The sequence below is a fragment of the Burkholderia sp. BCC0398 genome, from assembly GCF_902833245.1.
Classification (GTDB): Bacteria; Pseudomonadota; Gammaproteobacteria; order Burkholderiales; family Burkholderiaceae; genus Burkholderia; species Burkholderia sola.
Genome location: NZ_CADFEM010000017.1, coordinates 137,028 through 156,989, shown reverse-complemented (window position 1 = coordinate 156,989; position 19,962 = coordinate 137,028). Strand labels below are relative to the sequence as shown.

At 59.9% G+C, this 19,962-nt stretch carries 18 protein-coding genes, 2 tRNA genes and 1 pseudogene; 9 read left to right on the top strand and 12 right to left on the bottom strand.

What is annotated here, in order from left to right:
• Nucleotides 1–837: 837 nt before the first annotated feature.
• Nucleotides 838–914: transfer RNA gene (locus HWX76_RS30575), tRNA-Pro, on the bottom strand.
• 161 nt (nucleotides 915–1,075) lie between these two features.
• Here HWX76_RS30575 and sixA point away from each other — a divergent pair.
• Nucleotides 1,076–1,537, top strand: coding sequence for a phosphohistidine phosphatase SixA (gene sixA, locus HWX76_RS30570; protein WP_176016832.1), 462 nt, complete (start codon nucleotides 1,076–1,078; stop codon nucleotides 1,535–1,537).
• A 170-nt stretch (nucleotides 1,538–1,707) separates the two neighbouring features.
• On the top strand, nucleotides 1,708–2,514 hold the full coding sequence (locus HWX76_RS30560; RefSeq protein ID WP_050013659.1) for a GNAT family N-acyltransferase: 807 nt from the start codon (nucleotides 1,708–1,710) through the stop codon (nucleotides 2,512–2,514).
• Nucleotides 2,515–2,716: 202 nt separating this feature from the next.
• Here the strand turns inward: HWX76_RS30560 and HWX76_RS30555 are convergent, their stop codons facing one another.
• Nucleotides 2,717–2,887 carry a hypothetical protein gene (locus tag HWX76_RS30555; protein ID WP_006476323.1) on the bottom strand — a complete coding sequence of 57 codons (171 nt, stop codon included), beginning with the start codon at nucleotides 2,885–2,887 and terminating at the stop codon, nucleotides 2,717–2,719.
• A 136-nt stretch (nucleotides 2,888–3,023) separates the two neighbouring features.
• Between HWX76_RS30555 and HWX76_RS30550 the strand changes: the two genes are divergently transcribed.
• Nucleotides 3,024–3,200, top strand: coding sequence for a hypothetical protein (locus HWX76_RS30550; RefSeq protein WP_089467143.1), 177 nt, complete (start codon nucleotides 3,024–3,026; stop codon nucleotides 3,198–3,200).
• 19 nt (nucleotides 3,201–3,219) lie between these two features.
• Here the strand turns inward: HWX76_RS30550 and HWX76_RS30545 are convergent, their stop codons facing one another.
• The 5 genes and pseudogenes from HWX76_RS30545 to HWX76_RS30525 form a co-directional block, all read right to left on the bottom strand.
• Nucleotides 3,220–4,599 carry an MATE family efflux transporter gene (locus tag HWX76_RS30545; protein ID WP_176016831.1) on the bottom strand — a complete coding sequence of 460 codons (1,380 nt, stop codon included), beginning with the start codon at nucleotides 4,597–4,599 and terminating at the stop codon, nucleotides 3,220–3,222.
• 10 nt (nucleotides 4,600–4,609) lie between these two features.
• Nucleotides 4,610–4,933 carry a DUF2288 domain-containing protein gene (locus HWX76_RS30540; protein ID WP_050013661.1) on the bottom strand — a complete coding sequence of 108 codons (324 nt, stop codon included), beginning with the start codon at nucleotides 4,931–4,933 and terminating at the stop codon, nucleotides 4,610–4,612.
• Between the two features lie 116 nt (nucleotides 4,934–5,049).
• Nucleotides 5,050–5,292, bottom strand: a pseudogene (locus tag HWX76_RS30535) (AMP-dependent synthetase); the annotation flags it as partial.
• Between the two features lie 367 nt (nucleotides 5,293–5,659).
• A complete protein-coding gene (locus HWX76_RS30530; protein WP_006476318.1) occupies nucleotides 5,660–6,361 on the bottom strand; it encodes a peptidoglycan DD-metalloendopeptidase family protein in 702 nt (233 codons plus the stop codon).
• Between the two features lie 132 nt (nucleotides 6,362–6,493).
• On the bottom strand, nucleotides 6,494–7,405 hold the full coding sequence (locus tag HWX76_RS30525) for an aldose epimerase (RefSeq protein ID WP_050013664.1): 912 nt from the start codon (nucleotides 7,403–7,405) through the stop codon (nucleotides 6,494–6,496).
• A gap of 480 nt (nucleotides 7,406–7,885) precedes the next feature.
• Here HWX76_RS30525 and HWX76_RS30520 point away from each other — a divergent pair, with 480 nt between their 5' ends.
• From HWX76_RS30520 to HWX76_RS30500, 5 genes are all read left to right on the top strand, one after another.
• Nucleotides 7,886–8,716, top strand: coding sequence for an undecaprenyl-diphosphate phosphatase (locus tag HWX76_RS30520; RefSeq protein ID WP_050013665.1), 831 nt, complete (start codon nucleotides 7,886–7,888; stop codon nucleotides 8,714–8,716).
• A gap of 181 nt (nucleotides 8,717–8,897) precedes the next feature.
• Nucleotides 8,898–8,974, top strand: a tRNA-Arg gene (locus HWX76_RS30515).
• 261 nt (nucleotides 8,975–9,235) lie between these two features.
• A complete protein-coding gene (locus HWX76_RS30510; protein WP_176016830.1) occupies nucleotides 9,236–10,012 on the top strand; it encodes a hypothetical protein in 777 nt (258 codons plus the stop codon).
• A 13-nt stretch (nucleotides 10,013–10,025) separates the two neighbouring features.
• Nucleotides 10,026–10,892 carry a hypothetical protein gene (locus HWX76_RS30505; protein ID WP_176016829.1) on the top strand — a complete coding sequence of 289 codons (867 nt, stop codon included), beginning with the start codon at nucleotides 10,026–10,028 and terminating at the stop codon, nucleotides 10,890–10,892.
• 353 nt (nucleotides 10,893–11,245) lie between these two features.
• The gene (locus tag HWX76_RS30500; protein ID WP_176016828.1) at nucleotides 11,246–12,622 is read left to right on the top strand and encodes a hypothetical protein; all 1,377 of its coding nucleotides are present in this window, start codon (nucleotides 11,246–11,248) and stop codon (nucleotides 12,620–12,622) included.
• 632 nt (nucleotides 12,623–13,254) lie between these two features.
• On the opposite strand, the gene HWX76_RS36840 is transcribed toward HWX76_RS30500, so the two are convergent.
• Both HWX76_RS36840 and HWX76_RS30495 read right to left on the bottom strand, forming a co-directional pair.
• Nucleotides 13,255–13,446 (bottom strand): hypothetical protein, encoded by a 192-nt coding sequence (locus tag HWX76_RS36840; protein ID WP_244138039.1) that lies wholly within the window; start codon nucleotides 13,444–13,446, stop codon nucleotides 13,255–13,257.
• 147 nt (nucleotides 13,447–13,593) lie between these two features.
• Nucleotides 13,594–13,932 carry an H-NS histone family protein gene (locus HWX76_RS30495; protein ID WP_176016827.1) on the bottom strand — a complete coding sequence of 113 codons (339 nt, stop codon included), beginning with the start codon at nucleotides 13,930–13,932 and terminating at the stop codon, nucleotides 13,594–13,596.
• A 163-nt stretch (nucleotides 13,933–14,095) separates the two neighbouring features.
• Between HWX76_RS30495 and HWX76_RS30490 the strand changes: the two genes are divergently transcribed.
• Nucleotides 14,096–16,567, top strand: coding sequence for a UvrD-helicase domain-containing protein (locus HWX76_RS30490; protein WP_208458934.1), 2,472 nt, complete (start codon nucleotides 14,096–14,098; stop codon nucleotides 16,565–16,567).
• 350 nt (nucleotides 16,568–16,917) lie between these two features.
• Here the strand turns inward: HWX76_RS30490 and HWX76_RS30485 are convergent, their stop codons facing one another.
• The 3 genes from HWX76_RS30485 to HWX76_RS30475 all read right to left on the bottom strand — a co-directional run bounded on the left by HWX76_RS30485 (nucleotide 16,918) and on the right by HWX76_RS30475 (nucleotide 19,894).
• Nucleotides 16,918–17,136, bottom strand: coding sequence for a 4-oxalocrotonate tautomerase family protein (locus HWX76_RS30485; protein WP_176016826.1), 219 nt, complete (start codon nucleotides 17,134–17,136; stop codon nucleotides 16,918–16,920).
• A gap of 58 nt (nucleotides 17,137–17,194) precedes the next feature.
• Nucleotides 17,195–18,403 (bottom strand): PatB family C-S lyase, encoded by a 1,209-nt coding sequence (locus tag HWX76_RS30480; RefSeq protein WP_176016825.1) that lies wholly within the window; start codon nucleotides 18,401–18,403, stop codon nucleotides 17,195–17,197.
• A gap of 381 nt (nucleotides 18,404–18,784) precedes the next feature.
• A complete protein-coding gene (locus tag HWX76_RS30475) occupies nucleotides 18,785–19,894 on the bottom strand; it encodes an alkene reductase (RefSeq protein ID WP_041489984.1) in 1,110 nt (369 codons plus the stop codon).
• Nucleotides 19,895–19,962: the final 68 nt, after the last annotated feature.

Below are 19,962 nucleotides of genomic sequence, written 5' to 3'. Positions count from 1 at the left end.
CATGACGTTCGAGAAGAACTGGGCCGCCGCTCAGCAAGGGCAAGCGGCCTGATTGCCTCGGTTATGGGATTCGTGAAACAGGGGCAAGGTCATTTCCGTGGACGATGGGGCCCCCGGCGGTACTGAGCTCACGACACGGGTGGGTAATGGGGATGAATGGCACGTCCGTCGGGGCGATCAGATCATCAAAATGACAATGACGGAATTGGGCGGAGCGATTGCCGATGCGCTGATGGCAGAAGCTATCGAGTAACCTCAAAAGCTTGCCCGCCTTGCTGATTGCATTGATTTCTGGGGGCTTCCCCCGTGTATTGCTGGTGAGCGCCTGGACGTGGAGGTGCACGTCCCCGTGCTCTCACACCGATTGGCGGCACGAAAGGTTGCTGCGGTGATGCCGCTCGGAAACGAATGATGACTCGCGGCAACCTTCCTAAGTTAGTACTCTGCTGGAAGGACGATGATTGCCATGACGCATAACAAAACGGGCTCTGAGTCTTGACTCAGAGCCCGTGCAATTTTGGTGGGGGGGACGGGAGTCGAACCCGCACGCCTTGCAGCGCCGACTTGGCAAGTCGGTGTGTCTACCAAGTTTCACCACCCCGTACGAGTCATAGGTTATCACTTGCAGCGCAATTGGTCCAGCCCCTGTTTCGCGTCGCGATGTGCAAGCGAGGGGGATGAGCCAAGAGGGCAGAAGCGAGCGTCAGTTCCGTCGGGTTCGACTGGTGCCGGTGATGTTCGGTGCCGTGCTAGCCCTTTTCCGGTAACGCGACGGTAACGGCCAGCGGGAAAAGAAAAAAGGACTTACGGTGCGAAACCGTAAGTCCTTGATTTTCTTGGTCGGAGCGATAGGATTCGAACCTACGACCCTCTGATCCCAAATCAGATGCGCTACCAGGCTGCGCTACGCTCCGACGAGCCAAAGATAATAACGTCGAATGGCCGATCCGGTCAATCACGATATGCGGGTAAATGTCGCGACCGCGAACCGCCCGCGATTTGCGACAATTCCCATGATGATCGGCCGGCCCGAGCGCATGCGCGCGCGGCCGCTCGCCGAAGCAAGGAGAACATCATGATGAATCTGATCCTGTGGCGCCACGCCGAAGCCGAAGACTACGCGGCGAGCGATCTCGCGCGCCAGCTGACCGTGCGCGGCCGCAAGGACGCGCAGGCAATGGCCAAATGGCTGCGCGGCCGGCTGGAGACGAATACCGTGATCCTCGCGAGCCCGGCGGCGCGCACCGTGCAGACCGTCGAGGCGCTGACCGACCAGTACCGGACCGTCGACGCACTCGCGCCGGGCGGCAGCGTCGACGATGTGCTCGCGGCGGCCGGCTGGCCGGAAGGCATCGCGCCGACGGTCGTGATCGTCGGCCACCAGCCGACGCTCGGCAGCGTCGCCGCGCAATTGATCGTCGGCGACGACGACAGCTGGAGCGTCAAGAAGGGCGGAATCGTGTGGCTCGCGAGCCGCACGCGCGACGGCAGCCGGCAGGCCGTGCTGCGCGCGGTGCTGACGCCCGAACTGGTGTGAAGCCCGCCTGAATGGGTTTGAAGGGATTGATCGTACGGTTTCGCAAGCTTTCTGCTAAAGTCAATTCGGCGACACGTCATTGAAAAGACACGGTCGTGCCACATAACGGTCACGGCCGGTTACTACATTGGCGGGCATGTCGTCCTATTCCTTACGACCAGGAAAGCCTAATGCGAGAACTGCCGACGCCTACGCTCCCTTTTGCCTCGCTGCCCCTCGACATGTCGCGGCGCCACCTGCCGCGCGCCAGTGAAACCGTCACATCGGAGTATCGCCTGCGCGCCGCATGGGCGCGTACGGAAGACGAATTGCGCGAAGCCCAGCGCCTGCGCTACAGCGTGTTCGCCGAAGAGATGGGCGCGCAGGTCAGCGGCCCGTCCGGTCTCGATGTCGATCCGTTCGACGCGTATTGCGACCACCTGCTGGTCCGCGATCTCGACACGCTGAAAGTCGTCGGCACGTACCGCGTGCTGCCGCCGCACCAGGCGGCACGTGTCGGCCGCCTCTACGCCGAAGGCGAATTCGACCTGTCGCGCCTCACGCATCTGCGCGGCAAGATGGTCGAGGTCGGCCGCTCGTGCGTGCACAGCGACTACCGCAGCGGCGCCGTCATCATGGCGCTGTGGGGCGGCCTGGGCGCGTACATGATGCAGAACGGCTACGAAACGATGCTGGGCTGCGCGAGCGTGTCGATGGCCGACGGCGGCCACTACGCGGCCAACCTGTACCAGTCGCTGTCGGCCGGCTCGCTGACGGCGCCCGAGTATCGCGCGTTCCCGCACACGGCCCTGCCGGTCGACGAACTGCAGACGGGCACCGCCGTCGCGCCGCCGCCGCTGATCAAGGGTTACCTGCGTCTCGGTGCGAAGATTTGCGGCGCACCGGCCTGGGATCCCGACTTCAACTGCGCGGATTTCCTGACGCTGTTCCGCCTGTCGGACATCAACGCGCGCTACGCACGCCACTTCCTGGGCTGAGCGGTCTGAACCGTATCGCGCCCCTGAGGCGCGGCGCACGCAAGCGAACGCCGTCGCGTGGCAAGTGCTACGCGACGGCGTTCGTGTATCTGGCGCATGTATATGTATCGGCCCTGATAATTTCAGCGATACGCGACGCTCATCGTGCCGCGGTGCGGCACGTTCGCGACGGCCCGGGGAGGGCCGAGCAGCAGCGACGCGCTCAGTGCTTGCGCCGCCAGTCGAGCAGATGGTGTTCCGCCATCCAGTGGTGGATCATCCCTTCGCCTTCGTGGCTGCGCTTGTATTCGCGCGACTCGAAGTACGACAGCGCGACGAGCACCATCAGACCGATGAACAGGCCGATCAGGCCCGCAATTTCTTCAGACGACATGGCAGCCTCCTTTCAACGGCACAGCGCCATGCGTACATAGTAGGACATGTGCGGCGCAACCCCGAAACCGGATTTCCGCTAGACTCGGCGCGGTCCCGGCGTGCGATGGGCGCGCCGTTTTCCGGAGCTCTACCTGATGACCCGTTTCATGCTGGCCGTGCTGGCCGCATCCCTCCTTGCCGCCTGCAGCAGCGATCCTCGCCAGGCGCGCCGCGGCCACCCACCGGAAGATCCTGCCGACTATCACGGCGTGCCGACCGACATGACGCCGCCGTCGATGCTCGACGCGCCGTCGCCGAAGCCGGTGCAGTAACGCTCGGCCGCGCTCGCCGTCACGCGCGGGTCGCGGACGCGGCCTGCGGGTCCGCACCAATGCGCCGCAACAGCGCCGGCAGGTAGCGCGCGAGCGTCGCGCCGCGCGCGGCCATGAACAGGAGCAGCGCAAACCAGAGGCCGTGATTGCCGAATGTGCCGACGGCGGCGAGCGTGGCCGCGATGAAGATCGACAACGACACGACCATCGCGCGCATCAGCGATTGCGTCTGCGTCGCGCCGATGAACACGCCGTCGAGCAGGAAACCCCAGACCGACACGATCGGCGAGATCGCGGCCCACGGCAGGTAGCGCAGCGCGACGGCGCGGATCTCGACCTGATCGGTCAGGCGCGCGACGATCCAGCCGCCCGCCGCCCAGTAAACGAGCGCGAACAGCAGCGCGCCAAGTGCCGACCAGAACAGCGTGATGCGCACGGCTTGCCGGAATGCGCGGCGATCGCGCGCGCCGGCCGCCGCGCCGACGAGCGCCTCGGCCGCATGCGCGAAGCCGTCGAGGCCGTACGCCATGAAGGTCTGGAAATTCAGCAGCAGTGCATTCGCTGCGAGCGTCGCGTCGCCCTGTTTCGCGCCGAGATGCGCGAACCAGCCGAACGCGCCGAGCAGGCACAGCGTGCGCAGGAAGATGTCGCGATTGAGCGCGATCAGCCGCTTGAGCGCGACGCGGTCGGCAAGCGCACGTGCCGCGAGCGGGGCCAAGCCGCGCGGCCGCAGCCGCCACAGCATCCACGCGCCGAGCGCGAAGCCGCATGCGTCCGCGGTGGCGGTCGCCGCGCCGATACCCGCGATGCCCCAGCCGAAGCCGTACACGTAGAGCAGCACGGCGGCGATGTTCACCGCGTTGATGAACACCTGCGCGACGAGCGCGAGCCGGACGCGCTGCATGCCGAGCAGGTAGCCCAGCACCACGTAGTTCGCGAGCGCGAACGGTGCGCTCCAGATCCGTGCGTGGCTGTATGCGAGCGCCGTCGCGCGGACCGCATCGCTGCCGCCGAGCGCGGACAGCGCGAACGACAGCAGCGGCACCTGCAGCGCCAGCACCGCGGCGCCGAGCGCGAACGCGACGATCAGCGCGCGCAGCAGGTTCAGGCGGATCCCGGCGGCGTCGCCGGCGCCATGCGCCTGCGCGACGAGCCCGGTCGTCCCCATCCGCAGGAAGCCGAAGCCCCAGAACACGAAATTGAAGAACAGCCCGCCGAGCGCGACGCCGCCGAGATATTGCGCGCCGTCGAGGTGGCCGGCGACGGCCGTGTCGACGGCGCCGAGGATCGGTTGGGTCAGGTTCGCGACGACGATCGGAAACGCGAGCGCGAGGACGCGCCGATGCGTGACGGCGGCCGCGGCGCCGCCGTCCCCGTGCGGTAACGCGGAGTCGGACATGGTGGACGCGTCAGGCGCGTTCCTGCACGCAGACCCACGGCGAGACGACGACCGCCCACAGCTCCGGATTGCGCGCCGCGTAGTCGGCGGCGGTCTCGGCCGGCATGCGCGCGACGAGGCCGGACGACAGCCAGCGCGTGACCTGTTCGGCGTCGTCGCTGGCGACGGCTTCCGCGACGCTGACGAGATCGAGGTCGCGTGCGATCGACAGCAGCTTGCCCTGCGCGAAGAAGCGCTCGAGATCGCACCAGTCGATCTTGGCGGTCTCGCCGAGGAGTTTGGCGTAGAGCGGGCTGTGCGACGCGCCCGCGGCGGCGTGTTGATCAGAGGACATCGGTTTCTTGGAAAGACTACGTGGCGCCACTATAAACCATCCGGCCGGGCGGGCCGCTCACGCGTCGCGCAGCGCGCTCCATGCCCAGTCGGCGGGCGTCGCGCGCGAAAGGTACCGATCCGGTCGCCGCGCCGCAGGCCGGCACGCGCAAAGCTGTTCGCGAGCCGGTTAGAGGCATTCCTCAGGTCGTCGAGCGTGACGCGGAAAACGCCGCCTTGCGTCGTTTCGTGGATCAGCGCGAGGCGCCCGCTGCCGTCTGCCCATTTGTCGCACACGTCCACGCCGATGTTGTAGCGCGCCGGAATGCCCCACTGGAAGCGGGAGAGGCGCGCGTCGTAGCAGTCGGCGGCGGGCAGCATCGGGCGATCTCCTGGTGTCGAGCGTGGCGTCGGGTGAACGGCTTACATCAGGAGTTCACGCAGACGAATCCACAATGGTGTTTCCTGATAGGGAATGTTCGGACTCGTCCAATAGGCGAGGCTCAGTGCACGATTCCACAATGACGCATAAGATCAAGACAAAACAGTGGTGTGACCATGGATTTGCTTCTGATAGCTGCGGGGTTCAGCCTGATTGGAATCGGGGTGCTGGTGGTGTTTGCTCGTCACGTCGATCCGTTGTCCGGCCGTTTCACCGGACGTCTGCGCAAGCGCTGACTCGATTTTTTCCGTTTTCGACGCGACGGCACGCGATGCGCGCCGGCGTCGCGTGTCGTCTGTCGTGCGCTCAGCGCGCCGGCAGGTAGCGTGACGGATCGATCGAGCGGCCGCCATAGCGCAGCTCGAAATGCAGCGCGACGCGATCGCTGTCGCTGTTGCCCATCTCCGCGATCGATTGCCCTTGCGTGACCGACTGGCCTTCCTTCACCAGCAGCGCGCGGTTGTGCGCGTAGGCCGTCAGGTAATCGGCGTTGTGCTTCAGGATGATCAGGTTGCCGTAGCCGCGCAGCCCGTTACCGGCGTAGACCACGACACCCGGCGCGGCCGCGACCACCGGCGTGCCCGGCGAATTCGCGATGTCGATGCCCTTCGATTTCGAGCCGTCGAACGTGCGCACCACGTTGCCGGCCGCCGGCCAGATCAGCGCGATGCTCGTGGCCGGCTTCACGGCCGATTCGACCGGCGCGGAAGGGGCCGGGCGCGCGCGGCCCGCGCTGCCGGTGCCGGTGGTCGACGGCGTCGACGCGGTGGTCGTGCCGGGCGGCGGTGCGACGCGCAGCACCTGGCCGACTTCGATCGCGTCGGGGTTCGTCATCTGGTTCCAGCGCACGATGCTCTGTACCGACGTGCGGTTGTCGCGCGCGATCTTGTACAGCGTGTCGCCACGCTCGACGCGATAGAACCCGGGGCCGACGGGCGCGGAGCCGCACGCGACGAGCAGGGCGGCGCAGGCGGCTGCGAAGAGTCGCTTCGTTGTTGTTCCGAACATTGAACCTCGCAAAACCCCGCCGCGCATGACGCGGCAGGCAACACAAAACGTCAGATTTTAACGGGTTCGACCCGCGCACTGCAGTTTCGGTCGCGGGTGCGGCTGCCGCGCCCCGGTTCGGCGCGTGTCGAATCAGCCGGCGAGCGGCGCGACGCGGATCCGCAGCGTGGCCGTCTCGGTCGCGCCCGGCGCGAGCATGCGCAGCCCGCGCCCGTTGTGGATCGCATCGGGCAGGCCGAGCCACGGTTCGACGCAATAGAAATCCGAATCCGGCTTTTCGGTCCACGTCGTGACCGCGTACCACGGGATCGAGCCCGGCACGTCCAGCGCGATCTCGATCGTGCGGCGGCGGCCCGGCATCACGATGCGCACCGGCGCCAACCGCTGACCGTCGAGGCAGTGAAACCGATCGAGGATATCCGGATCGTCGAGGCGATAACGGGCCTGGCCCGGTTCGGGCTGGCTGATCGAGCCGTCCGCGCGCTGTTGGCAACGGTGCGTCGGCGGCAGCTCGAGGACGGTGTCGGCCCGCTCGCCGTGCGGCAGCGCGAAATAGAAATGGTGGCCGGCGTAATAGGGCAGCGGCGTGTCGCCGCGATTGGTCGTCGTCAGCGCGACGTCCAGCGTATGCGCGTCGGCCAGCCGGTAGGTCGTTTCGAAGCGGAAATCGAATGGGTAGCTCGCGCGTAGCGTATCGTTCGCGTCGAGCGTCATCGACAGCGCGGCGCCGTCGGCCGACGGGTGCGCGTCGAACGGCAGATCGCGCGCGAAACCGTGCATCGGCAGGTCGCGGACGACGCCGGCTGCGTCGCGCCAGCGGCCGATCTCGCCGTCGACGCGGTGGCGGCCGAGGAACGGGAACAGCAGCGGATTGCCGCCGCGCACGCGTGCGAGGTTGCTCCAGTCGGCGGTTTCCGGCCAGAAGATCACCGGTTCGCCATCGACGTGCCAGGACAGCAGGCGGCCGCCGAATTGCGGGGCGACCCGGACGAGCGACGGGCCGGCGTGAAGTTCGTGAATGTCGTGTTGCTGGAAGATCGGCATGGCGAATCGGGTTGGGCGGGGTGACGGGAGCAACGGGCGTTCCATTATCGGGCCGCGGCCGGTCGGGGAAAACCCTTCTCGGGAAATTGCGAGTTTTTAACACGGTCGACCGTCGGGATAATGCCTCTAAACCGGTGATGTTGCCGGGTCATGACACTTCGTGGAGGGGGCCATGGATCTGGCAATGGCAATGGGAATCGCACTGTTCGGCATGTTTACCGGCAGCACGGTATTATTTTTCTATCAGCTCGGCCGCTGACGGCAATTCCTGCCGAAGTCGACAGGCCCGCCATGCAAATGGCGGGCTTTTTGCTTTCTGCGCGCTTACAAATTGCAAGTGTTTGTGTGCAGCGCCGCAATATCCTGCCAAATGCCTTGGCGCAGTAATCCTGGCTCGGCATAATCGGGGCGCGTTTTTCAGGACGCGCATCGCGTCGTCCGCCTTCCTTCCCGCTTAATCTTCACTAAAAGGACCGACGCGTGAGCCTCTGGTTTCTGGTATTCCTGAGCGTCCTGCAGGGCGTTACCGAACTCTTCCCCGTCAGCAGCCTTGGCCATACGCTGCTCGTGCCGGCGCTGTTCGGCATGCACATCGACAAGCACGCGCCGCAACTGCTGCCATTCCTCGTCGCGCTCCATCTCGGCACCGCGCTGGCGCTGCTGTGGTACTTCCGCGCGCGCTGGATCGCGCTGATCGGCGGCTTCTTCGCGCAGCTCGGCGGCCGCAAGAACGACGACGGGCACCTGATGTGGGCGCTGATCATCGGCACGATCCCGACCGGCATCGTCGGGCTGCTGCTCGAGAAGCGAATCGAGCGCGTGTTTCACGATCTGCGGATCGTCGCGATCGCGTTGATCGTCAACGGCGTGTTGCTGTGGGTCGGCGATCGCATCCAGCGCAGCCGCGCGCATCAGCCGCCCGAGAAGATGACGTTCAAGCAGGCGTTCTTCGTGGGCCTCGCGCAGATCGGCGCGTTGATTCCGGGCTTCTCGCGCAGCGGGCTGACGATGATTGCCGGCAACGTGGCCGGGCTGACGGCGGAAAAGGCCGCGGAATTCTCGTTCCTGCTCGGCACGCCGATCATCTTTGCCGCGGGCGTGCTCGAATTGCCGAAGCTGTTCCATGCGCGCGACCAGCTCGCCGATGCGCTGCTCGGCGGCGTGCTGACGGCGATCGCCGCGTACCTGAGCGTGCGGTTCCTGATGCGCTATTTCGAAGGGCGCGGCCGGCTCGCGTCATTCGGCGTGTATTGCGTGATCGCCGGCGTGTTCTGCCTCGGCTGGTTCATGCTGCATCCGCAGCCGGTTTGATGCCGCGGGGGGCCGGTCTCGCGTGATCTGGTGCGATGATCGGGTATAATTTCGGGCTCGGCTTCGTGTCGGGCCCGTTTTGTTTCGGGGGTTTGAGTTTGGCGGTGCGGTCGCTGCCGTGCGTTACTCGAAAGCCCGATGCCGAATACGGTCCGCGAAAGGCCGTGTCTTTTCTCCCCGACCGCCCTTAGCTCAGTTGGATAGAGCAACGGCCTTCTAAGCCGTAGGTCACACGTTCGAATCGTGTAGGGCGGGCCAATGAAATCAATGGGTTAGATCGTATTTCAAAGTCTATCCCGATCCTCAAAAAATTCCATGTAGGCGTCGTGTAGGTGTTCGCGGCCAATGCAGATCCAGATTAATCCATGTCGGAAGGGGCGTTGGAGAGCGATTGGCAGCGCCGCAAGCCGACGTGAGGGACTGCTGCCATCATGCTCCGATCTGCGTCAGTTGTGGCACGATATCGATGCTTGGGTAAGCCGGATTGGCCGCCGGTGATATAACAGAGCGGGGTGAGGAGTGACGCAACAGAAGGCGCCGCAGGAAATCATCGAATTCAGCACGAAGTTGCACGAGACTTTGCGCGGCTATCTCGATATGGACAGCTGGACGCCAGTAACGGGTGCGTTGCTGCTGTCCGGTATCCAGCCGCCTCCTGGCTGCACGGAATTACCGAAAAGCGGCGGTATCGGCCTTGACGGTGCCGAGATAGTTGGCTTTGGGACTGGCCAGTATCACGAAGCGCGAACAATCCTGAAGCAGTGGAATGATTGGTGCGAGGATCGCGGACGTGATCCGGCGGCCGGGATGAAGCCTATAGAGTTCATTGACTGGTGTGTCGAGGACGAAATCAAAGAGCGTTTCGCCATCCACCATCAATTTCAATGGATTGACGTGTTCAAAGATATGGTTGGCTACTCGAGCGGCCATGTGCCGTTCGAGGTGGCGCGTTATGCCGCGAAGACGGCGCAGCCGTTGGAATTGATTCTCGAGAAGTTGGACGAGATCGACCGTCGCGCAATTAAGGCGGCGCGCCGAGGTTCGATTGCCGTCGTCCCCATCTTGTCTGGCGATGGTAGTCCCAAGGTCGTGATCAATCCGCTTCGTCAGCACCTGACAACGGAAGAGCTCGCATCTGCATTAGGTGTTCAGCCGCAGACCATCTACAAACGTCACTCTGAGGATGGTCATTATCGTGGCGTCGCGCCTGCCAAACAAGACAATCGCTCGCTCGCATGGCCGCTTGATGCGGTCGATCGAATGATGAAGAAAAAAAAGTCGGGTGACGGATCGTGATGGGTGTTCAATCATGTTGCTGAATAGCGGGCGGACGTCTCCAGACAGCGTAACGGAGTTAATCGATTTTTACGATAGAGTAAATCCCGTGTTGTCGAAATGGTTGGCGAAACCGACATGGACGGCGAGGGACACTGCTATGCTTTGCGCTGGTTTTGCCCCGAATGAATGCTCATCAGAGAAGCAGGCAGCATCGAATGGTGAAATCAGTACGGTTTTAGATGGGGTGCCCCTGGATCCGGATGAGTATTTGCCATCGAATCCCGTTCTATATGGGAATTTGCTCCGGCGATTTCGTGATTTGCGTATCGATGTCGGCACGCCTAAAGAGATGATGGAGCGATTGGGAGTATCCAGAGGGATCTCTCAGGCAGAGAATGGGGTGAAAATTGCGGCAAGGGACATGCTGCGGCGCGAGGTGATCGATCAACTTCATTGGTTATTCATTATCGGCAATGCTGTCGGTCTGAAGCTGCCCGCCATAATCCCATTTGGATTGGTTAGCGCGCTGCGAGGGCGGCATAGTGGACATTTTTCAGATAAATCGCAGGAAGGAACCGGAACCGGAACCGGAAGCGGAAGCGGAAGCGGAAGCGGACTGAGGCAGCCATTGGTTGGACCGTCGAGCGGAAAGAGTACCAGCCACAACCAGCATGTCTCCGACTTGCTGAACATAGGCCCTGTGCAACGGGGTTTTTATACGACAGAAGAAGTCGCCAGATTAACCAATCTGAAGTATCTGACTTTGACGAAATATGCCCGCCAACGTAGGCCGATCGCTGGGTTTAGCCCGTACAAGCCGCAGGGCGCGAAGGCTTGGCGGTGGCGTGACGACCAGCAGCAGTCTGCTTACGAAGCTGGTAACAGCACATCACACTGACCATCGCGCTGGCGGTTCGACGTCAGCCTTTATGCCGTCGCTATCAACAAAGACGCGTCTGCGAAGACTCTACCACGCCTATCCAAACCTAGTGCGCGATTGATAGAGTGAATCCGCTCAAATCCACTGTAATCCGCTGAAATCATTCGTGGATGTCATGCCGTTTCCAACCGAATCCAGACTTATTGTTGCCAGACTTACGTGCTAACGGTGTATGCTCGCGGGAATGGGATCAACCATACGGCGCGAACGCGCCGGGGCGGCTTTCGACCACGGCAGCGATTACCGGGCGGTAGGGCGACTCATGCATGGGCGTCGAACATGAACCGATGGGGTAAATTTGGAGGAGCGTCGTGGTAAGGAAGGTACGGCCATATGGCCAGGATGCGCTTGAAATCTACGAAGTGTACGAATATGGGGATGGACTCGAACAGGACGTCACCCGAGAGGTCATTCAGCTTCTCCGTGATCCTGAAAGGGATAAGAGACAGGAGGACGTTGCTGAATTTCCGCAAAAGACCCTGGGTCTGGTTTATGAGGTCGTGCGGCATATTGAGATCAACCTCCATAGATCGCCGTCCTTCTGGGGCGCAAAGTTCTCACTAGAGGAATATCCGTCGAGCGATATTCCGTTTGGTAAGCCAAAGTTTGCGAAATTGCTGAGACACTCACCGATGGCGGTGAATTTCTACGAGATATTGCGAGCGTTCTACGCGTTGCTCTGTACGCCCGAGTACGGGGCACTGAAATATTGCGTCAGTATCGAAGCGGCTCGTCATGCACTATTGTCTGTGTATCCGACCGGTTTTATCGAGCTTCCGCCAATTGGATTTCCTCGTCCGGACGATGTCTCGGAGTTTGAATTTAGGAAGGGAGTTACTGAACTGGTGTGGCCGGCCGTTGAGCGTTACAATCAAGCCATACAGCGGATCGCAGAAATTGTCAGCGGCAACGAGTATCGTTCGAAGCGGGCAAGGGAGCTATCCAAGCTCCGATCGCGAGCAAATAGTGTTTCGTCCTTAATCAATGGACTGCTGAACCATCACACGCGACTGGTAGTGGTGGCGCTAAGATTGTCTATCCGGCAGGCGAGCGCGCTGGATTACATGGGCGATCGAATGGCGAAAGCGTTTAATCGCTTGATTGGAGATCGGCGCGGCGATACTTACCTGAAACAAGCAGTCGGATATTTTTGGGTGTTACAGGAGAGTTTCAAGGTAAGCTTGCGGAAGCGGTTGTGGACGATAGGTAAGCAGGGTGTGAATGGCGGGATCGCATTGCACTATGATCTCGTGTTGTTCTTCGATGTAAGTCTTTACGGTCAAATAGATGCTATCGGGGAACATATCAGCGAGCGATGGCGTAAAATTACAGACGGCGCTGGTGGATGCCGCGCACTTACTGGAGCGAGCCTCAGTCCTTATTCGTCGGGAAATCTTATTTCGAGGATGGAGAGGATAGGTCGAATTCCTGACGAGCAAGGGTTCGTAGGGGTTGTTGCAAGAGACTCTGCACGAGCACGTAATTTGCTGAAGGTCGCAAAGACGATGGTGTTTTCGGCGGCTCTGAGAAAGCAGGGGAAGCAATCGTCGACTGCGACATTGATCAAGGATAATACGCGGCGCTTTGGGAAAAGTGATCTCCGAACCGGGTGCGGCTATGATAAGGAAGGGCGCGGGGCAAAACAAGGTAAATCGGGCATCACGTATGAGCGAAAGAAGCGGCCGTAATGTTTGGTTGAGGCATTGAAGAGATTCGGGTGCCGTTGTGTATGTCGTGTGCGCGTTGCAGCGCGCTTGGATGGATCAAACGGCGCGCGCATGATACAAACCTGACTACACATTCCCCTTCGGGGAAATCACGCAGCACACAACAAACTACTTCCGTTCGAACGATTGGGCGTCTGCGCCCGATAGTTTGTACGGGAGTAGTTTGTTTATCGAAACGTGGTTTGGTATAAAATTTTATCGTCCTGCTTATGGTTTGAACCACCCCCGTTCTCCGAGACGAGCGAAGCAACGTCGAGGCACTTAGAGCGGAGCTTATGCTGTCAAGCATAAGCGTAGCGTTACCCCTTTATCGGTGACCCTCCAAGGTCACCGACTAACTTTATTAAGCGGAACGAGGACTCCTCGTGGAGCGGCACCTTATCGAGTCCCCAGAGAGGGACGAGATCTAACTTTGAAATAGCGAAGTGTCCAACGCGCCTTGTGGGCGCTAAGGACACGCAGCGTAGTCTTCTACTCGAAGCGGTCGAGTTGACCGCGAGACTGACTTTTAAATTAAGCTGACCATCTACCCTATGTCCGACAGGACGATCGAATACAGTTCTCTACTGCGCGCATCATGGCAATCTTCAGCCTCAAAGCAGCCGAAGATTACGAACCTTTCCGATCTGAGGTGAGCGCTTCAGAATCAGGTCGGTGAGGTACTCTGGCAACAATGCTGGTGGGATGTTCGCTGGAACGTTTTCAATGACCTGAGACGGTACATTGGCTATGAAGTCATCCGGAGCATCGGAAAGGCTGTGTTCGTATGCGACACGGACTTGCATGGAGGCCTAGGTTCGTTTTCGGAAAATTGATTCTACCGGGAGAAGGGAAGATCGGTGCGTGCCCGTAATAGAGCCGCGCGAAGGTGCCTCTGAGTGCCTCAGGTTCGGAGCGAATAACGAGGAGGGACGTCCCTCCTCGTCGTTTCATTAGCCTTGGATCAAGAATTCGTCGCGATTAGCTGCGTCTCGGATCCAGGCCGGGGGCTTGCCCTTGCCCGTCCAGGTCGCTCCGGTCTTGGGATCCCGGTATTTGGGCTTGCCAGGAGTTCCTTTCTGGGGTTTGGAGGACGGTGCCTTATTGCCCTTGATTGTTTTGGGGAAGGCCAGTTCTTGGGGTGAGATACCGTACTTGGCTATCAGTTCATTGATTTGACCGATGATGTCTACCTTCTCTCGGGCAAGTTGTTCGTCGGCGGCTTTTCGCAGCTCTTTGAGCTTCTGCTCGAGCTCGGCTATTTCTGCGGCAATGTTTTCGCTTGTCGTCATCTGTTTTGTCTATCGGTTGTGGTGTGTGAAGGGTGATGCGACATTGTAGAGAAAATATCTACTTGTGTGAAACGTCAAAATCAATCCGTCACATTTCTGCTGCGTATGTCAGAATAGACCACGGCGTGATACTGAACAACGAACTTCTACGTAAGGCGTCATCTTGTCCGAAGCTGATCAGAATAAATTCTTTTCGTCGGTGCCACTTGCTTCCAGCAAACACCAACCTTTCCAAATACGGCTCGTTGCATCGATGCTCTCGCGAGCGTTGACGCGCCTTGGAGTGTTGCATGATCCTTCATTTGAGCAAGGTCATGTAGCTGGCTATGCGATGGGAAAGAGGGCAGGCGAGAAGGCTGGGCATAAGGTCGGATATGCGGAAGGGTTGGAAGAGGGTAAGCAGGTCTTGGAAGTCGTCGATCGGCGTAGTAATGAATTTGCAAGGCCAGGTATTGACAACAATCTGTTCGATAGTTGGTCCCTTCCGATCGATGAATCGCTCCGGCAACGCGTCATAGCAGATGTCCAGGCGAAGCTGCCGGCGTACAAGCAGCCTACCGACGATCAATGGCGAATGATCTTCAGTACGACGCCTTCGACCTGTGTTGTGGCGGGGGCGGGCTCCGGGAAATCGACGACACTGGTGCTCCGCATACTACTGCTGCATCACTATCTCGGATTCGAGCTGTCGTCGCTTACTGTCGTGACGTTTACGAACATGTCGCGCTGGGACTTCGTTGCGAAGCTGATCGAGACGTTTGCGCTTTGGGGTATCGACTTACCTTTCAAAGAGGCGAAAGACGTTGTTTGTACCTTTCATTCAAAGATTCTGACCTTCGTTCGAGGCTTGCCTGGGTACGCGAAGGTGAGTGCATTTGAGTTCGTCAAGAAGCGGGATAGTGTCGCCGATGGTGAGGACGAAGATCGACTGCCGTTCGAAACTCGCCTGAACAGTCTGCAACAGGAGCTTTTGAACGAGACCTTCACCAAGCTGTACGCTGACAACGAAGCATTTCGTGCACTCGTCCAGATCCTGTATAGGCGCTCGTTGATCCTTCCGCCGGTTGAGCATGATGAGGAGGTGAAGAAAAAGCTTCGGCTGATCAAGAATGCTTCGGAGAATGACGTTGCCGTGATGGACGCAGTTGAAGCCGAATGGCGAAGCGCTGGCAAATGGCCGATCGCTGGCGTTACTGAGTGCCGCGAAGTCATCAAGGTCCAAGGGCGCACGTTTTACGTTCACGGCAGAATCACCGCTCTCGATATGCCCGTGATATTGATGCCTGACAAACTTCCCGGTTCGGCGTTCAGCAGGCCGGGAAGCAAATATCGACTGGGGCAGGAACTGGGGCTCAAGCAAACAATCTTTCGTGCTTGCTGTGACGTACCTGTTGTCTGGCTTACCGAACCGAACGCAACGGATGGTCTGCTGAAGTGGTTGGCCGACGGCGCGAGTGCCCCTCCGGGGTTCGAGTATCAAATCGCAGGGGAGATCAGGCCCGAGTCCCTGTTGCAGTGTTTTTTCTCGGCGGCGTCGTTCATTGAAAACCTAGGGCTTGACGTGCCTGGGACCGTCGGTCAGATGAAATTCACGTCGTCTGATCCGGACCGTTTGTTCTTCGAGGCTTTGGCGATTTTCTGGCCAGCATTCGAAAGTCACCTGGATGCCCAGCAGCCGAAAATCATGACGTTCAATCGCATGTTCGCGCTGTTCGGAGAGCACTCACGAGCCAATTTGCGCCTTGTGCCAGATCCGGTGTTGCGCACGATGTCGCACCTGATGGTCGATGAGTTCCAGGACATCTCACCGCAGATCGTGTCATGGGTTCGGGCCGTGTTGACTGAGATTCGGCGTCGTGGCGCGGCGCTGCATGCTGGGCGCAACGCTATGCATAGCTCCTTGCTTTGTGTGGGTGACGACTGGCAATCGATTTACAGCTGGCGGGGCAGCTCGCCAAAATATTTCCTCGAGTTTGAGGACGAATTCGAATCTCCTGCCACAACACAGGTGATGCTGAGCGAGAATTTTCGCAGCCACCAGTACGTCATCGATGCGGCCGAGCACATCGTTAGATCGGCGCCGGCGATTCCTGGCAAGAAGGCTCGATCCGCAGGCACGGCGGCGGCGGATCCAGTTCCCGTGGTGGTGCTTGATCGAGACGATGCGGCCCTCGCGGAGCGTGTCCGCGAGCGATATGCCAAGGGCGACTCAGTTATGGTTCTTTTCCGGCGAGGCGACGACGGAGAGGCGATGAAGGAATTGCTGGCCGACTTGATTAAAGTCGACAAGCGTCTTCCTGAAAAGAAGCAGCGTCTGAAGCTGCTCACCTACCATCGCTCGAAGGGGTTGGAGGCGGACGCGGTATTTCTAATTGGTGACTGCGTCCACATGACGGACTCCCCGTACAAGAATCAGGCATATATCGCGGCAGGGCTGGGTGTCGATAACGACATTACGCCGTTCGACACAGCCCAGCGCCACGAGATCCTCCGGCTTGCGTACGTTGCTATTACGCGGGCAGCTCGCCAGTGTTTTTGGTTCATTGGTGCTCCCACCGGAGCTCAGGGGCGGCCCCGTGCATCGGCGCATATTCCCACCGACAGGCCGTATTTCCGAGACGAGCGTAAGCGATAACTATGGGGCGTGGTTGGGATGGCCGCCCGTTCTTCAGCGCAGTCGATATAGCTCTTCTCGAACCCGCTCTAGTGTGTTCCCCCACGCTCGATCTGGAAGCGTAGGGGCACAGATTCGCGTGAGAAGATACCCAAACGATGACGTCGCAGGGCGTCAAACTGGCTGTGCACCTATGCGATGAGGATTTGGATGGAGGCGTGGATGGTAGTTCTCGATTCTGTAGTTCGACTATTCGAACATACATCGCTGACTGCGCGATATACGTAGCATGCCTTGGAGGCAATGAAAAGGGCTCCAACTGCATAAGTGATGGTCGCTCACTGCCGCTGGAGCCCGTCGGGGCTAGTCAGTTACTGGCCTGCGGCCAGTACCTTAACTTTCTCGGTTGTTAGTGCGTTGCCGGCAATGCCCCAGTCACCGCTCTTTACTTCTTCAACAATGACCCAGGTAACGGGCCGCATGTTTTCGCCCTCGATCGACACCATCGCGTCGGTCAGGGTAGAAATGATTTTTTCCTTGTCGGCTGCGGAGAAAACGCCTTCGATGACTTTTACATTGATGAGTGGCATAAGTGTTCCCTGGATTTGTTTGAGTTGATGGCGCTGTCTTGCCTTGCGTCTGCTTGATTCAACGGTATTGGCTCAAAATTGCATCGCGGATTCGTTCCAGAGACAGTTGGAGCTGAGCCCGAGGGCACGCAAGATTGAGTCGCACTCTTCGGTCACCGTTCTCGACGAACATTTCACCGCCCTCGAGAATGACACCAGCCTTTTCAAGAAAGAATCGCGTGAGGTTGACTGAATCGTCGAAATAGATCCGCAGGTCGATCCACGCCAGATAGGTCGCTTCCGGAACGTGGAATTTGGCTTCTGGCAAGTGATCCCCCAGAAAGCGTTGAGTCAAGGCGAAGTTCTCGTCGAGATACAGCCGCAGCGCATCCAGCCACGGAGCGCCGTTGCGATACGCGCCGATGGCGGCCGCGAGACTGAGCGGGTTCGCGAACGGGTAGTGGCGACGCTTCCATTCCGAGCGCAGTTCCGGGTCCGGGATGATGACGGTTGCGATCATCATCCCGGCGAGATTGAATGTCTTGCTAACGGCCATGCACGTGATGATGTCCGGGCTGCCCTGGAACAGCTTCGCTAACGGCGTGTGTGCTTTGCCGGTTCTCAGCAGGTCGCAATGGATCTCGTCGGAGACAATCTTCACACCGTTTGCGATACAGAGTTCGCCCATGCGACGCAACTCGTCGTTTGTCCAGATTCGGCCGGTCGGATTGTGCGGGTGGCACAGAAAAAAGAGCTTCACTGCCGGATCGCTCACTTTCGCTTCGAAGTCTTCAAAGTCGACCGTGTATTCGCCATCGTTGGATGCGAGCATGCGCGACGTCACGAACTCGCGGCCGCGCTGCTTCGCCGCGTGTTTGAAGTATCCGTAGGCAGGCGTCAGACCAAGCACCTTGTCGCCGGGTTGGCACACGTACTCGACGAGCGCGAAGAGTGCGGGTATGACGCCAAGTGAGACCTGCATTTCCTCGCGAGCGAAATGCCAGTCATATCGTTGCGCGCACCACGAGTGGAAAGCCTGATAGAGCTGCTCGTCCAGGTCTGCTGTGTACCCGAAGATGGGATGTTTGAGGCGCTCGGTAATGGCATCGATGGCGGCATCGGGGGCCGCGAATTGCATGTCGGCCACCCACATCGATAGCAGCTCTTCTCTCGGCATCTCGAGTGCAAGTGCAGGTGCATCCGCTCCGAACAGATAGTTGGCGAAACCTTCTTCCGCGATCGCATTTGTGTCGCGGCGTGAGATCGAGCGATCAAAGTTATAGCCCATACTGGATTCTCCATGTACGAGATCAAGCATTCGACGAGCCTCGCGCGATGCAGCTACGGGTCTATCGCACCGACGTACGACGGCATATCCGCTTGACCTTTCGGCCCCATGACGCGCAACAGCTTCGATGGCCTGCATTGACGTCGATGGGCGGTCTGAATGTGGCATGCAACCTGAGGCGACGCGTCGACCGGTCCGGACCATGGCCGGCCGGCGTGGTTTCGCCAGATCTTTGGACGCATTTTTAATGCCGACGGGAAGTACTTCGAATGACCTGAAAAAGTTGATTCGAAGACTTCCCATGAAAGCAGTCCGAGCCCGCCGTACCTCATCTCACTTTCATGTCGGGGACCGGACTGGTGCGTCGGCATTTCAGTCCGATTACGCTGTTTCCTGCTCGAACGTCGGATAATCGGTGTAGCCCTTGGCACCAATGACGCCATAGAAGGTCGACCGATCGGGCTCCGTGAGCGGCCAACCGTTCTTCATCCGCTCCACCAGATCGGGGTTGGAAATGAAGGCCGTGCCAAATGCGATCAGGTCAAGTTCTCCCTTCGCGAGTTCGGCTTCGGCCAGCTCCTGTGTGAAGCCGCCGGCGCCGATCAGCGTGCCCTGGTAGGCCTTGCGGAAAGCCGCACCAAAGCCCTCCGGTGTACCGGCAGCGGAGATAGTCGTCTGATAGTTCAGGTGCACGAACGCCAGCTTTCTTTCGTTCAAGGCAGAGGCCATGCTCGCCCATGCATCCGCTTCGCCTTCGAAGGCCTCCATATCGTAGATGCGCCCGAACGGCGAGATGCGCACGCCTACCTTTTCACCGCCAATGGCGTCCGCCAGAGCGTCGATCGTCTCGAGCAAAAAGCGCTGACGATTAGCGATGGAACCGCCATACTGGTCGGTGCGGGTATTTAGCTTGCTGCTCAGGAACTGGTCGAACAGGAAGGCATTGGCTGCCATCACTTCCACACCATCGAAGCCTGCGTCCATCGCCCGACGCGCGGATGCAACGAAGTCCTGAGTGACACGCTGCACTTCTGCCGTGGTCAGCGCACGCGGCACGCTCGGGAGGACCGGGCCTTCCTTGCCGGGTTCGACCCATGCGTAGACCATGGTCGTGGTCGCCGGCACTTCGCCCGACGACACCGGAGCCGCATTGCCAGGCTGGATGGAAACGTGGGACAGCCGGCCAACGTGCCAGAGCTGGGCAAAGATTTTGCCGCCCTTTTTGTGCACGGCATCGGTGACTTTTCGCCATCCTTCCGTCTGCTCGTCGGTGTACAGGCCCGGCGTATACAGATAGCCGCGACCCTCTTCGGACACCGGAAGACCTTCGGTGATGATCAGGCCGGCAGAAGCCCGCTGCGCGTAGTAGAGCGCGGTGAGGTCGTTGGGAATGTTATCGGGCGTACGCGTGCGCGTCATCGGTGCCATCACGACGCGGTTGGCGAGCTGCGTCCCGGAAAGATCGTAGGGCGTAAACAATTTACTCATCATGTTGCTCAAAATGAAGGTGCGCCAGGGCGCTGGTTAAGTGTCGCGCTGAATGCGAAATGAACTGGACG